General features: G+C 44.5%; 13 protein-coding genes and 1 other RNA gene. 9 read left to right on the top strand and 5 right to left on the bottom strand.

Annotated features, from left to right (window positions below; genetic code table 11):
- Position 1: 1 nt before the first annotated feature.
- The 4 genes from F5971_RS08730 to F5971_RS08745 all read left to right on the top strand — a co-directional run bounded on the left by F5971_RS08730 (position 2) and on the right by F5971_RS08745 (position 3,928).
- Positions 2–328, top strand: coding sequence for a DUF2523 family protein (locus F5971_RS08730; protein ID WP_193494746.1), 327 nt, complete (start codon positions 2–4; stop codon positions 326–328).
- A gap of 76 nt (positions 329–404) precedes the next feature.
- Positions 405–1,517: a zonular occludens toxin domain-containing protein gene (locus tag F5971_RS08735; protein WP_193494747.1), complete on the top strand. Its 1,113-nt coding sequence runs from the start codon at positions 405–407 to the stop codon at positions 1,515–1,517.
- A 117-nt stretch (positions 1,518–1,634) separates the two neighbouring features.
- Entirely contained in the window at positions 1,635–2,918 is a 1,284-nt protein-coding gene (locus tag F5971_RS08740) for a hypothetical protein (RefSeq protein WP_193494748.1), read from the top strand.
- On the top strand, positions 2,918–3,928 hold the full coding sequence (locus F5971_RS08745; protein ID WP_223116296.1) for a phage integrase: 1,011 nt from the start codon (positions 2,918–2,920) through the stop codon (positions 3,926–3,928). Before F5971_RS08740 ends, F5971_RS08745 begins: the two co-directional genes overlap by 1 nt.
- A 38-nt stretch (positions 3,929–3,966) precedes the next feature.
- Here F5971_RS08745 and ssrA read toward each other — a convergent pair.
- The 3 genes from ssrA to smpB form a co-directional block, all read right to left on the bottom strand.
- Positions 3,967–4,324: a transfer-messenger RNA gene (gene ssrA, locus F5971_RS08750) on the bottom strand.
- A 76-nt stretch (positions 4,325–4,400) separates the two neighbouring features.
- The gene (locus F5971_RS08755) at positions 4,401–6,029 is read right to left on the bottom strand and encodes a methyl-accepting chemotaxis protein (protein WP_193494749.1); all 1,629 of its coding nucleotides are present in this window, start codon (positions 6,027–6,029) and stop codon (positions 4,401–4,403) included.
- A 69-nt stretch (positions 6,030–6,098) separates the two neighbouring features.
- Positions 6,099–6,572, bottom strand: coding sequence for an SsrA-binding protein SmpB (gene smpB / locus F5971_RS08760; protein WP_036514006.1), 474 nt, complete (start codon positions 6,570–6,572; stop codon positions 6,099–6,101).
- A gap of 131 nt (positions 6,573–6,703) precedes the next feature.
- On the opposite strand from smpB, the gene F5971_RS08765 reads away from it, so the two are divergent.
- Genes F5971_RS08765 through F5971_RS08775 form a run of 3 tightly spaced genes read left to right on the top strand, consistent with a single transcriptional unit; the run spans position 6,704 to position 8,854 of the window.
- Positions 6,704–8,068 (top strand): sodium-dependent transporter, encoded by a 1,365-nt coding sequence (locus F5971_RS08765; RefSeq protein ID WP_036513993.1) that lies wholly within the window; start codon positions 6,704–6,706, stop codon positions 8,066–8,068.
- Between the two features lie 23 nt (positions 8,069–8,091).
- Positions 8,092–8,532, top strand: a complete 441-nt coding sequence (locus tag F5971_RS08770; RefSeq protein WP_193494750.1) for a type II toxin-antitoxin system RatA family toxin — start codon at positions 8,092–8,094, stop codon at positions 8,530–8,532.
- A gap of 13 nt (positions 8,533–8,545) precedes the next feature.
- Positions 8,546–8,854 carry an RnfH family protein gene (locus F5971_RS08775; RefSeq protein WP_036513988.1) on the top strand — a complete coding sequence of 103 codons (309 nt, stop codon included), beginning with the start codon at positions 8,546–8,548 and terminating at the stop codon, positions 8,852–8,854.
- A 29-nt stretch (positions 8,855–8,883) separates the two neighbouring features.
- On the opposite strand, the gene F5971_RS08780 is transcribed toward F5971_RS08775, so the two are convergent.
- Positions 8,884–9,213, bottom strand: a complete 330-nt coding sequence (locus F5971_RS08780; protein WP_036513985.1) for an outer membrane protein assembly factor BamE — start codon at positions 9,211–9,213, stop codon at positions 8,884–8,886.
- A gap of 89 nt (positions 9,214–9,302) precedes the next feature.
- Here F5971_RS08780 and fur point away from each other — a divergent pair, with 89 nt between their 5' ends.
- Positions 9,303–9,722: a ferric iron uptake transcriptional regulator gene (gene fur, locus F5971_RS08785; RefSeq protein ID WP_036513982.1), complete on the top strand. Its 420-nt coding sequence runs from the start codon at positions 9,303–9,305 to the stop codon at positions 9,720–9,722.
- 119 nt (positions 9,723–9,841) lie between these two features.
- On the opposite strand, the gene recN is transcribed toward fur, so the two are convergent.
- On the bottom strand, positions 9,842–11,509 hold the full coding sequence (gene recN / locus F5971_RS08790; RefSeq protein WP_036513979.1) for a DNA repair protein RecN: 1,668 nt from the start codon (positions 11,507–11,509) through the stop codon (positions 9,842–9,844).
- A gap of 171 nt (positions 11,510–11,680) precedes the next feature.
- Between recN and grpE the strand changes: the two genes are divergently transcribed.
- Positions 11,681–12,295 carry a nucleotide exchange factor GrpE gene (gene grpE, locus F5971_RS08795; protein WP_036513978.1) on the top strand — a complete coding sequence of 205 codons (615 nt, stop codon included), beginning with the start codon at positions 11,681–11,683 and terminating at the stop codon, positions 12,293–12,295.
- Positions 12,296–12,371 lie beyond the last annotated feature (76 nt).

Genomic DNA, 12,371 nt, shown 5'->3' on the forward strand with positions numbered 1-12,371 from the left:
CATGATTAATAAAGTACTAGGTTTTTTCAAAACCCTTTGGGAAAACTTTTTAACACTCATGCGTGATGTCTTACTGACATTGTTTGATGCAATCAAAGAGGTTTTTTTCTATCTCTTTGACATGATCCTTCTGCTTGTTATCTCGACAATATCCGGCATCGGTGAACTAGGCTCGTTTGCTATTGGCCCTTTACTGAATCAACTCCCACCAGAAGCAAAACAAGTTCTCGCAGCTGTCGGATTCGTTGAGGCAATGGGCATGATTTCAGCGGCTCTTGTCATTCGCTTAATTTTGCAGCTTATCCCGTTTGTGAGGCTCGGATCATGATCGAGCTGAATCCAGTTGACTATTTATTGATTGCTTCACTCCTGAACGTTTACTTTAATCTTGCAGGTACCTTTTCATGATTTTTTTGATAATGGGTCGTCCAGGTGGCGGAAAATCCTACGAGTCTGTTGCTTACCATGTTATTCCAGCCCTTAATGAAGGTCGAAAGGTTATTACAAATCTGCCATTAAAGATTGACTATATAAAAGCTGTTTTTGGGTCAGCTGTTGCTGATCTTATTGAATTTAAGTTCCCCACAAAAGAAAACCCGGTTCCATTCTCAACACTGGCAGATTATGGGGATACATGGACACATCCAGAAACTGGTGTTGGTCCCCTTTATGTTATCGACGAATGCCATAAACCACTACGGCGTGGTAAAACCAAACAGGATGTTGAAGAATGGTATGCAGAACATCGACATTCAAAGTCGGATATTTTATTAATTTCTCAATATCACAGAAAGTTAGATCTAAACATATGTGATTTGATTGATATTGTTTATTCTCTTGGTAAGCAAACAATGTTTGGTTCCCAAGAAAGGTATGTCAGACACACAAAATCCGGTATACGTGGAACTACACTGGATACACAAGTTCGCACGTATGATCCTGCATTCTTTCCTTTTTATCAGTCTCATACTGCATCTACCACAGCAGGTAAAGAGGCTACCGTAAGGGATGTAAAACCCATCTGGAAAAAATGGCAGTTCGTAGGAGCTGCATTATTTTTAGTGTCTGGTGTCACCATGATGCTCGTTAGTGTTCCAAATATGTTCGGAACTAAGTCATCTTCACAGCCAACCCAAAGCACAGCATCAAAAACTGACCCCACATTTACCATGCTTTCAAACCAGTTTGACATGCTCGAAGGCTCCGGCCAGACAGAAACATACGTCTATACCGATACATTGCCCGCAGATCCGGCTCAAGCAAAAGCCAATCTGCACCCATTTTCAGAATTCCAGCTTCGAATATCCGGCAATGTTAACTCACCCAAGGGCCCTACGATTGTCATTAGGGCTTTACAGAATGGCCAGTTCGCCTTTGTCCTTACTGACAATGATTTGCTTAATGCGGGTTACACATTTGATCAACGTGGAGATTGTCTCATGCACATTCAGTATCAGAACTACAACGGCTTTATAACCTGTGGAGCCGCATCACAATCGATTCAGGCGGCGATGTGATTAGAAGGGGCCCCTCTGGCGGTAGTCGTCTAATCACATCGCCGCCTGAGACGTCCTTGTAACACGTCTTTAAACATGTAGAGAAACGTTCCGTTATATAACTGTTAGGTGCTCGTTATGACAAAGCCAATTGATCAACATAGAATTAATTTTGGAGGAAAAGAAGACCCGAAAGGCCGCTTATTCGTTTGTCCAAAAACGGCTGCAATCACTGATCTCAAAAACGTTCGTGTATTGCACACTGGCGTTGATACGGTGCGTCAGTTGTACCGCGGCAAGCTTGTACCAGGTCTAGTTGATAAGTTGGCTGAATCAAACGGTCATGTGTCGATGTTCGGCACCGTTTGGTTTGCAGGTCGTGTCGGTCGAGACTCTGGTTATCAATACAAGCTACAAAATTTGGATCTTGGTTTGATCCTGCTGGTAAAGAATTTCAATGCTAAGCCTGAACACTTTGGCCCTCACCTGAAAATTGAAGTATCGCCCCATCTGATCCAAAGCAGGACTCCTGAGGATCTGCAAAAGCTCCTAGACTCATATGCTCACCAGGTACTTGATGAATGTACACATAACCAATGTGCAATTCATATCGCCGTTGACATACAAGGCTATAACCTGCCAAGCGATTTGGTTGCACGTATGCACTGCAAAGCTCGCGCTCAACGTGATATATCAGGCGTTCAGCGTATAGAATTTGATGGTAAGTTTGCTGTGTACGGAAGGGGAGAAACGTTCATGTGGGGCGCTCCATCGGGTATACAACTGTCTATGTATAACAAGACAGCTCAGGCAAAGGCCATTGATAAACTGGACTATTGGGAATCGATTTGGCGATCACACGATAACCCTTTCGATGACAAAGACCCGCTTAACTATGACCCTTCAATGCCGGTTCTTAGAATTGAGCTTCGCTATCATCATTCTGTCATTGAACAGTTTGCTCAAGGCTCTGTAAACGTCACATCTGGCGCTGTTATTGATACCCATACATATGCTGATCTGGTACCGCACTTAACGGCAATTTGGCGCTATGGACTGTCTAACTTCAAGCTACTTGATACACCATCGACTTACAACGCACTTTGGACGTTCTTGCGCCAAGATATCATCGTTTCAATCCCTCCTGATCTGACACCAGACGACGTTGAATACAAGCGGCACTATAAAACGGCATCCGGCTTTAGTGGTAAAAACGTTGAGTTGTTCCTGGGCAACATGATCAGCTTATTGGCCCGTGAGGGTGTTGGAGCAAAAAAGGCGTTTAACAGTCTACAGCGTTGGGAGTGTTGGACTGTTATCAAGGATCATTTTGAGCAAAAGGGCAAAACTGAGCGTGATATTTACGACTGGATACGAGACAAGCTGACTGAACGAACTATCAGATGGGGTGTTGCTGTCTGATGATTACACAGAAACTGAATGGCCGTTGGCTAGTTGATATTGAGCCTATTAAGGGTAAACGCTTCCGTAAGACATTCGACACTAAAGCAGACTGTAAACGCTTCGAAGCAGCAATTCTTGCTAAGTATGCCGAAAATCCGCTTTGGGTTGATGTACGCTCAGACAAGAGAAAATTAACAGAGTTGATTGACCTATGGTTTACTCTTCATGGCCATACACTTAAAGATGCTAAACGACGCTATCATGCAGTTTTGCGAATCGCTGCAGCTCTTGGCAATCCCATCGCATCTATATTGTCTGCATCATCCTATCTATTGTATAGAAAACAGCGCTTGAATGATGGACTGGCGGCTAAGACTCTTAACAATGAGCTGATTTATCTTCGTTCTGTTTACAATGAGCTTTCTGCACTACAACAGATTAGCTATCAAAACCCCTTGGACAAGGTTAAGCCGTTGAAGGTACTTGAAAGGGAATTATCCTGGTTAACTCATGAAGAGATTACCTTGCTTCGTAAGACTGTTCAGGACCGGACTGCTCTTAATCAGAATCCTCATTTAGCTATATTGATTGATATATGTCTTTCAACGGGTGCTCGATGGTCCGAAGCTGAAAACATTAATTCAGCAACTTTGAGAAATAACCAGGTAACGTTTGTTAAAACGAAAAGTAACCGTAATCGTACGATCCCCATAAGTGTTGATCTTGCTCAACGGATTGTTCAACATTGGACAAGCTACGGTAATTTTACGAGTTCTATTGGTGCTTTTCGGCGTGTTTTGGAAAAGTCTGGTATCGATTTACCACCAGGTCAGGCAACGCATGTTTTACGTCATACGTTTGCAAGCCACTTCGTAATGAATGGGGGTAATATTGTTACTTTGCAGAAAATTTTGGGTCACTCATCCGTAAAGACAACAATGCGCTATGCACACCTTTGTTCTGACTTTTTGAATGATTCTTTGAGGCTTAATCCGTTGAGTTTCGACAGTTTATCGACACCCAAGTGATTTTATTTTTAGAAGTGATTGTTTTTAAAGGGTTTGTCTGGTGGAGGTGGCGGGTTTCGAACCCGCGTCCGCCAATCCTCTGCCTTAAGATCTACATGCTTAGGCTTCTCTATTCAATTAACCCGTCACGACCCGAGAGCCAGGGTGTTATGGGCGAGCTCTTTTAGTTTTAACCGTTCAGCTTAGAGCAAAGCATCCGGGCGATTCTGTCTCATATGACACCGCGAACCTCTGAGTTACAGACACCTTAGAGTGCGGCGCTAGCCGACTTAAGCGGCTAGAGCGTAGTTATCGTCGTTTGCAACTATAACAATGTGATGAGGGATTTACGAGAATCATCACGTTCTCGACATGCACCCAAGGGTTCGTAACCAGCGTCGAAGCCATGTCACCCCCAGATAAGAGCCGAAGTATAGACGAATCTATAGGATAACGCCAATCTTCTCTTCAGCTCAGTCCAACATTTTTTGGCCTATACTTTAAATTTCTCCGCTTCACTTTGCAGTTGCTGAGCCAGCTCCGCCAGTTGTTGGCTGGCCATGGCACTTTGCTCAGCGCCGCTGACCACTTCAGAAACACTTCGAGCCACCATGGTGACATTTTCATTAATTTCATTGGCAACAGCGGTTTGTTCTTCGGTGGCACTGGATATCTGGACATTCATATCGGCAATAGTGCCGATGGCTGCACCCACATGTTCAAACGATTCACCATTTTCCCGTGCATCAACGACACCCGCTTGTGCTTGTTGAGTCGATTTTCTCATGTCCTCAACCGCTTCTCTGGCAACTTTTTGCAGTGTATTAATGGTTTTCTGGATGCGTTCAGTCGATTGCTGAGTATTGGCGGCTAGGCTTCTGACCTCATCCGCGACTACCGAGAAGCCGCGGCCCGCATCTCCAGCGCGAGCAGCTTCGATTGCAGCATTCAGCGCCAATAGATTGGTTTGTTCGGCAATGCCTTCAATTACATCTAACACTTCGGTGATTCGTTGAGTTTGCTCATCAAGTGCAGATATTTGCACAGCCGATTGCTCAATACTCTGTGCGAGGGATTCTATAGCCGAAACCGTACGACGTGAGCGATCTTGCCCTTTTTTAGCTAGCTCATTTGCTTGTTCAGCAGAGTAAGAGGCATTCTGTGCATTACTTGCAACTTCAGAGATAGCGGCAGTCATTTGATTGATTGCAGTTGCTATCATCGTGGTTTGTTGTTCTTGCTCCTGAGCTGTGCCACTCACCTGTTGGCTGATGGCGCTCATTTCTTCAGCTGAGGCTGCGAGTTGATGAGTAGCTCGAACAAGGTTCTCAATTAAGCTTTGGAAATGATTCATCATGCCATTGAATGATTTGCTCAGAAGCGCAATCTCATCTTTACCCGAAACATCGGCGCGTATTCTCAAATCCGACTCTGAGCTAATGCGTGACATACTGTTGGATAAAGAGGCGATTGGCTTTCTGATAGATGATGAAATCTGCCAGCCGAAAACCAATAGCAGAATAACCACCACCGTGCCAATCGATATAAACAGGATCAGGTCTTTGGAAAACTGCTCAACGGATTGGTCTTTTAGGGCTGATGCTTCATTAAGTTGATATTCAATTAAGTCATCTAGTCCAGCTCTTAGTGGACCAAACGTCGCATTTAATCTGAAATTAAACGAGTTGAAGTCCATCAATATCAATGCACCCGATTCAGCTTGGCTTGTAAAATCAGCGATTAAAGATTGACTGCGTTCAATCAGTTTGGCAACGTCGCTGGAGAGTGCTAACTCCTCTTCTGAGTTGCCAATACTTTCTAAGTAGCTTGCCCAGTAGCGTTGATATGTGGATTGGGCTTGATTTAAGTCCGACATCAGTTGGCTGTAAGTGAGTGTTTCTTGGTGAAAGCTCTGGAAAAGATTAACCATTTCGACTGTAAGTGCATCAGACACAAACTTAATGTCTCGTGACGGAACCACAGCTTCAAAATAAATCGATTCTGTACTTTTGATCAGAGAGCGCATATCCGAGATAGCGATTAAAATGATACTCGCAACTGCTAATATTGGAAGCAGGGTGAGTAGAAGAAGACGAATTGATATTGACAGGTTTCGAAGCATAGTCTTACACCTTTATAGTTATTTAGGTAAGACTATCGTTACAAAGAATCTAGGTAAAGCGTAAAGTGCTTATTGGGCGGCCATTACGCGTTGTTTTTGGCGATCCCAGTCTTTGTCTTTTTCGGCAGCTCGCTTGTCGTGAAGTTTTTTACCTTTAACCAAGGCGATTTCACACTTCACTCGGCCGTTTTTCCAATACAGCGCAAGAGCGACACAGGTATAACCTTTTGCTTGAGTGGCACCAATGAGTCTGTCGATTTCACGACGGTTGAGAAGAAGCTTTCTATCGCGTTTGGGCTCTGCTAAAACGTGTGTACAGGCAGAGATAAGCGGTGTGAAGTGAGCGCCGACAAGCCATGCCTCACTGTTTTTGAGGACAACATAGGAGTCGACAAGTTGAGCGCGCCCGTCTCTTAGGCTTTTGACTTCCCATCCAGTCAACACAAGGCCTGCTTCGAACTTTTGTTCAATGCTGTATTCGTGGCGTGCCTTTCGGTTTTGGCAAATGGTTGAACTGGTAGGTTTTGCTTTCTTTTTTGACATGCGCGCATTATATAGAGGCTCTAGACGCTTTAAAAGCAGTTTGTGTGCTGAAAATGTTGTTATCTTTAAAAGAAAATATAACAATTCAACGACTCAATACGAACGTCCACTCAAAAGGCAGATATATCGTTATGCCCTCATTTAGCTCAATACATGGGAGCTGGTCTCATCGCTGGGTGTTCATTCTGGCAGTCACTGGCTCATCGGTTGGATTAGGAAATATCTGGAAATTTCCCTACATGGCGGGCGAGAATGGGGGCGGCACCTTTTTATTAATTTACATCATTTGTGTTTGTCTTATTGGCTTCCCTCTCATGATGGCGGAGATCGTCATCGGGCGGCACGGACGTTTGAGTCCTGTCAATTCATTAAAAGCTGTCGCTCTGTTCTCCAATCAAGACCCGCGCTGGCGCTACCTTGGCAGCATGGGGATGTTTACGGGTTTTTTGATTTTTTCCTTTTACTCCGTTGTCGCTGCATGGATTTTGCATTACCTGCTGGCCCTTTTGACAGGTCGTATTGCGGATGTGGGTGTAGATCAAGCGACACGTTACTTCGGTGAGTTGCTGCTGAATACAGAGGCCTTGTTAGTCGGTCATACATTTTTTGTCTGCTTGGTTGTATGGGTTCTAAGTTTCGGTGTGCGTCGAGGGCTTGATCGAGCCATTCGATACATGATGCCAGTTTTGATTATGTTGCTGATTATGTTGGTTGTCTATGCAACCAGCACAGGCTATATGCCGCATGCCATCACTTTTCTGTTTCATTTTGATTGGTATTATGTGACGGCTGAGGTGTTGCTGGTCGCAATGGGGCATGCGTTTTTCACCCTATCATTGGGTATGGGGACGGTAATGGCGTATGGCGCGTATTTGTCGGGAAAAGAGTCAATCGGGCGTTCAGTGGTCATGATCGGGGCGTTGGATACATTGATAGCAATTTTGGTTGGATTGGCTATCTTTCCCATCGTGTTTGCCTATCAAATGGCTCCCGCCACTGGGCCTAGTTTATTGTTTGTTTCCCTTCCGGTTGTGTTTGCGCAAATGCCTGGAGGGCAAGTCATTGGTTTTATGTTCTTTTTAATGGTTGCACTGACGGCTTGGTCTTCCGCCATTTCATTGATGGAACCGATTACAGCATGGATGATCGAAAAGTTTCGTGTACAGCGTCATCAAGCTGCCGTGTTGATGGGGTTTGCCGCTTGGGTGTTGGGTGTGGCAACGCTCTACTCCTTTGGGGCCTTGTCACATTGGACAGTCTTTTCATTGAACCTGTTTGATCTACTTAATGTTGTGACTACAAATCTTCTTTTACCCATCGGTGGCATGCTATTGGCGATCTTTTCTGGCTGGTTTATGTCTGAATCCATGGCTAAAAAAGAATTAAATTTACCCGAAAATGGTGTCTTTGAAATTTGGCAGGGGTGTATTCGCTTTATTGTCCCGACTGCAATAGGCGTCATCTTTGTAATGAATCTGTATAATGTCGTTTTGTAGTTTAGCCAGCGGATCTAAAACGGATGACAGAAGTCCATAAAACAGCACTAGTACTGCATACAGCTGAGCAAATGTTTGACCTTATCAATGATGTTGCTCGCTACCCTGACTTTGTACCTTGGTGCTCAAAAGTTGAAGTTAAGCATGATACAGCAGACTCAATAGAGGCTACACTCTATGTCTCTAAGGCTGGCCTTAACTATCATTTCACGACCCGAAACTCCAAAAAACGCCCTGTCTATATGGATATGGCATTGGTCGAAGGACCTTTTTCAGCGTTTAGTGCCGTGTGGACGCTGACTCCCTTGAGCGATGAGGCTTGTAAAGTTGAGTTCTCAATGAAGTTTGATTTTTCGGGTAAGTTGGCGAGCTTTGCAATGGGCAAGGTGTTTAATTCTGTGGCAACCACGATGGTCGATGTGTTTGTGCAAAGAGCCGATGAGTTATACGGATCAGGTTTTTAGGAGATGAGCAGCCATGATTAAGGTTGAGGTGGCGTATGCCATGCCAAATGAGCAAAAAATCATTGCAGTGAATGTAAGCGACAATACAACAATATTTGAGGCAGTGGTTCAGTCGAAGATTGTTGAGGCGTTTCCAGAAATCGATGTCGAAACGGCTCCGATGGGGATCTTTAGTAAGTCAGTTAAAGATGTCAAAAACACCCTAGTGCGTGAAGGCGATCGTATAGAAATATATCGGCCTCTGATTGCGGATCCTAAAGAGATTCGAGCACGCAAGGCCGCTGAAAAAGCAAAGCACGAAAAGGCCAACCAAAACAATTAGTTCTGGTTGGCGTTCGTAAAAGGCATTACTTACTGAGCGGGAACCGAAGATGGTTTATAATCTCCAGTAATGCCAGATAAGCGGCCATCTTCAAAGAAAAGGGTTACCCGTTCTTTTGATGTTTTTTTGCCGCCTTTTTTAAGGCTGTAAATGTAATCCCAGCGCTCGTCGTTGAATGTATCTGTGACAAGGGGGGTACCTAATACAAACCTAACTTGGTTGTACGTCATTCCGGGCCGGAGCTGGTCAACCATCTCTTGAGTGACTATATTTCCTTGAGGGATATCAATTTTATATACCCCTGGAAAACATCCGGAAATTAATAAGGTGGTTAACAGGACAGTTAAAACTTTGCGCATTTGTAAATAACTTCCACTTTGCTGTCTAAACATTGATAATGAAGTCTACCACCGCATAACCCAAACCGCATAGTGAATAGAGACAGATTATGGCACTCGAAAATCAAGAACTCCGTAAAGCGGGTCTTAAAGTCACCTTACCTAGGGTAAAAATCTACCAGCTTTTAGAAAAAGCCGGAGAAAGTGAGCACTTTAGTGCAGAAGATATCTATAAGATGTTGATGGAGCAAGGTGAGGATGTTGGCCTCGCAACCGTTTATCGTGTGTTAACTCAATTTGAATCCGCCGGTTTAGTGTGTCGTCATCATTTTGAGGGCGGTCATTCCGTCTTTGAGTTGGCACGAGATGATGATCATGACCACATGGTTTGTATTAAAACTGGGAGAGTCAGCGAATTCACGGATCCAAGATTGAATGCTCTCTTAGATGAAATTGCCAAGGCAAACGGCTTTAACATCTCAGATAGAACTCTATATCTGTACGGGCAGTTTGAAGACGATAAAGCGTAAAAGGAAGGTTGGAAAAAGCGGGTAAGAATGCTTACCCGCTTTGTTCTCTGTTGCTTGAAGGGCGTCTAGCAGAAAGGGATTTTGAATCGTTACACTGATGTGAATAAACAGCGTAATTGTTAATGAACTCGAAGCATTTCCCTTGCATGCTCAAAGGACGTGTCCGTGAGTTCAATTCCTCCTAGCATTCGTGCCACTTCGTGCACTCTTCTATCATCACTTAGAACATCAATTCGCGTTTGCGTCTGATTTTTTTGACTTGTTTTACTCACGAAGAGATGCTGGTGCCCCTGAGAGGCAACTTGAGGCTGGTGTGTCACGCATAAAACTTGAGTGCGCTCGCCAAGCTTTCTAAGCATGCGTCCAACGACCTCTGCTATCGCTCCACCAATGCCCACATCGACTTCATCAAAGACCAGCGTGGGTGTATTAGATGTTTCGGCAGTGACCACCTGAATGGCAAGGCTGATACGAGACAGCTCACCACCAGATGCAACTTTGGCAAGCGGTTTAGCTTTTTGGCCTTTGTTAGTGCTAATTAAGAATTCAACCTCTTCCAAGCCCGCAGCACTGTAGGTGTTTTGAGCCAATGGTGTTAGTTGAACTGAGAAGTGTGCGGCAAGCATACCCAGAGTGTGTAATTGACTATCAACGGCTTTGCTAAGCTTTTCAGCAAATTGCTGTCTCTTTTTACTTAGGTTTTCGGCCTGTTTAAGGTACGCTGCTAAGGCGAGGTCTACTTCTGCTTTAAGTTCGGCTATTGCTTCATCTGAGCGGCTGATGTTGCTCATTTCATCTTGTAATTGTCGATGTAAAGCGGGCAGTTGTTCGGGCAATACTCGATGTTTGCGAGCGACATCATAGATGCTGGTTAAGCGCTCAGTCACTTCTTGCAAACGTTCAGGATTGATTTCAACGCTGTCGACATAATGTCGAATTTCGTGTCCCGCTTCATCGATTTGAATCAACGCACTGTTGAGCAATTCATTGGCTTGTAGCAAACGTGGCGACTGGCTTTGCATGTTGTCAAGCAGTTGTAAGCAGTGGTTCAAAATTGCGATGGCATTTTCGTCTTCACTGTCACTGGTTAATGCCAGTAACTGATGACCAGAGCGAAGAATATCTCCCGCATTTTCGAGCCTTTGCTGTTCTTCTTCTAGGTCCGATAATTCGGCTTCGGTTAAGCTAAGTTGCTCCAGTTCTTCGAGTTGATAGCTAAGTAATTGGATTCGGGCGTTTTTTTCGCTGCTTTGCTCTGTTGCGACCTTTAGTTCGTTTTGTAAGTGATGCCAGCGTAAGAAGTGACGTTTAACGTCTTCCGCTAGGGGAGTATGGTTGGCATAGGCATCCAATAAGACGCGGTGATGATCTTTTTTAAGTAAACGTTGATGTTCGTGTTGACCATGAATATCCACCAAAAGCTGCCCCAATTCTTTAAGCATGGCTAAGGGAGTGGGCTGACCATTGATATAGCTTCGGCTACGACCTTCGTTCGTGATAATGCGTCTGACAAGGCATTCTGAGTCCTGCTCAAGATCATGCTCTTTAAGCCAATTGAGTGCTTCGGGAATCTGGGTGATGTCATAGCTGGCTGCAATCTCGGCGCGCTCAGCGCCAACCCTGACGGTGTCTGAATCGGCGCGATCACCCAGGGTTAGGCCCAATGCGTCAAGCATGATGGACTTACCTGCGCCGGTTTCCCCGCTAATGACCGTCATTCCAGTATTTAGGTCTAAGTCAAGGCGTTCAACAATGGCAAAATTTCGGATTGATAATTGGGTCAGCATGATGGTCAACACATGGTTATTTATACAGTAGTTAATGTATAAGCCATTTTGAAAAAACGCGCAAGTCTTGAGTGAAAAAACTTTTGCTAGCCCTTGAAGACGAGCCTGATGCCCCCATCTAGGGTAATAACTTTTTTGCGGGTTTTTTGATTAGTTAATGGGAGAAGTAAGATGGCGACTGAGCAACAGAAGCAGTCTGAACAGCAGCATGCAGAGTCACGTGATGAGAATTTAGTCGATCAGGTTGAGTCTTCTGTAAACGAGGCCGATCTTGCTGAAGAGATCAGCGAAGCATCTGCGCAACAGGGAGCAGAGCCAGCTGAGTTGCTTGTGTTGGCACAAGCGCGTATTGATGAATTGACCCACGAATTGAGTGAACAAAAATTAAGAACAGCGGCCGAAGTTCAAAATATTCGCCGTCGTGCAGAACAAGATGTCGAAAAAGCGCATAAATTCGCACTGGATAAGTTCGCTCAAGAATTGCTGCCTGTTGTTGATAGTTTGGAAAGAGCAATTGATGCCTGCCAAGCGGAAGATGATGCGACGGTAGCGTTACGCGAAGGGGTGGAGATGACCCTAACGCTTTTCTTAAATAGCGTTGCCAAGTTCAACCTAGAGCCTGTCAATCCGATTGAGCAGCCTTTTGATCCCGAGTTGCATCAGGCCATTTCAATGGTAGATGTTCCAAATATGGCGGCGAATACAGTGGTTTCTGTGATGCAGAAGGGCTACACGCTGAATGGACGCTTAGTGCGCCCTGCCATGGTCGTTGTTGCAAAAGGTTAATTTTTAGGCTTGAAATGTCTTGATTAAACCCCATATACACATCATCGAAAAAATACGTTTTTACAACGATTACAGA

The sequence above is a fragment of the Nitrincola alkalisediminis genome, assembly GCF_009821115.1.
Lineage (GTDB): Bacteria > Pseudomonadota > Gammaproteobacteria > Pseudomonadales > Balneatricaceae > Nitrincola > Nitrincola alkalisediminis.

Excerpts from the sequence above, each read along its gene's own strand:
- F5971_RS08730 (WP_193494746.1), top strand. The coding sequence starts at position 2 with ATGATTAATAAAGTACTAGGTTTTTTCAAAACCCTTTGGGAAAACTTT.
- F5971_RS08765 (WP_036513993.1), top strand. The coding sequence starts at position 6,704 with ATGCCCTCATTTAGCTCAATACATGGGAGCTGGTCTCATCGCTGGGTG.
- smpB (WP_036514006.1), bottom strand. The coding sequence starts at position 6,572 with ATGTCAAAAAAGAAAGCAAAACCTACCAGTTCAACCATTTGCCAAAAC.
- F5971_RS08745 (WP_223116296.1), top strand. The coding sequence starts at position 2,918 with ATGATTACACAGAAACTGAATGGCCGTTGGCTAGTTGATATTGAGCCT.
- recN (WP_036513979.1), bottom strand. The coding sequence starts at position 11,509 with ATGCTGACCCAATTATCAATCCGAAATTTTGCCATTGTTGAACGCCTT.
- F5971_RS08740 (WP_193494748.1), top strand. The coding sequence starts at position 1,635 with ATGACAAAGCCAATTGATCAACATAGAATTAATTTTGGAGGAAAAGAA.
- fur (WP_036513982.1), top strand. The coding sequence starts at position 9,303 with ATGGCACTCGAAAATCAAGAACTCCGTAAAGCGGGTCTTAAAGTCACC.
- F5971_RS08755 (WP_193494749.1), bottom strand. The coding sequence starts at position 6,029 with ATGCTTCGAAACCTGTCAATATCAATTCGTCTTCTTCTACTCACCCTG.
- grpE (WP_036513978.1), top strand. The coding sequence starts at position 11,681 with ATGGCGACTGAGCAACAGAAGCAGTCTGAACAGCAGCATGCAGAGTCA.
- F5971_RS08775 (WP_036513988.1), top strand. The coding sequence starts at position 8,546 with ATGATTAAGGTTGAGGTGGCGTATGCCATGCCAAATGAGCAAAAAATC.
- F5971_RS08780 (WP_036513985.1), bottom strand. The coding sequence starts at position 9,213 with ATGCGCAAAGTTTTAACTGTCCTGTTAACCACCTTATTAATTTCCGGA.
- F5971_RS08735 (WP_193494747.1), top strand. The coding sequence starts at position 405 with ATGATTTTTTTGATAATGGGTCGTCCAGGTGGCGGAAAATCCTACGAG.
- F5971_RS08770 (WP_193494750.1), top strand. The coding sequence starts at position 8,092 with ATGACAGAAGTCCATAAAACAGCACTAGTACTGCATACAGCTGAGCAA.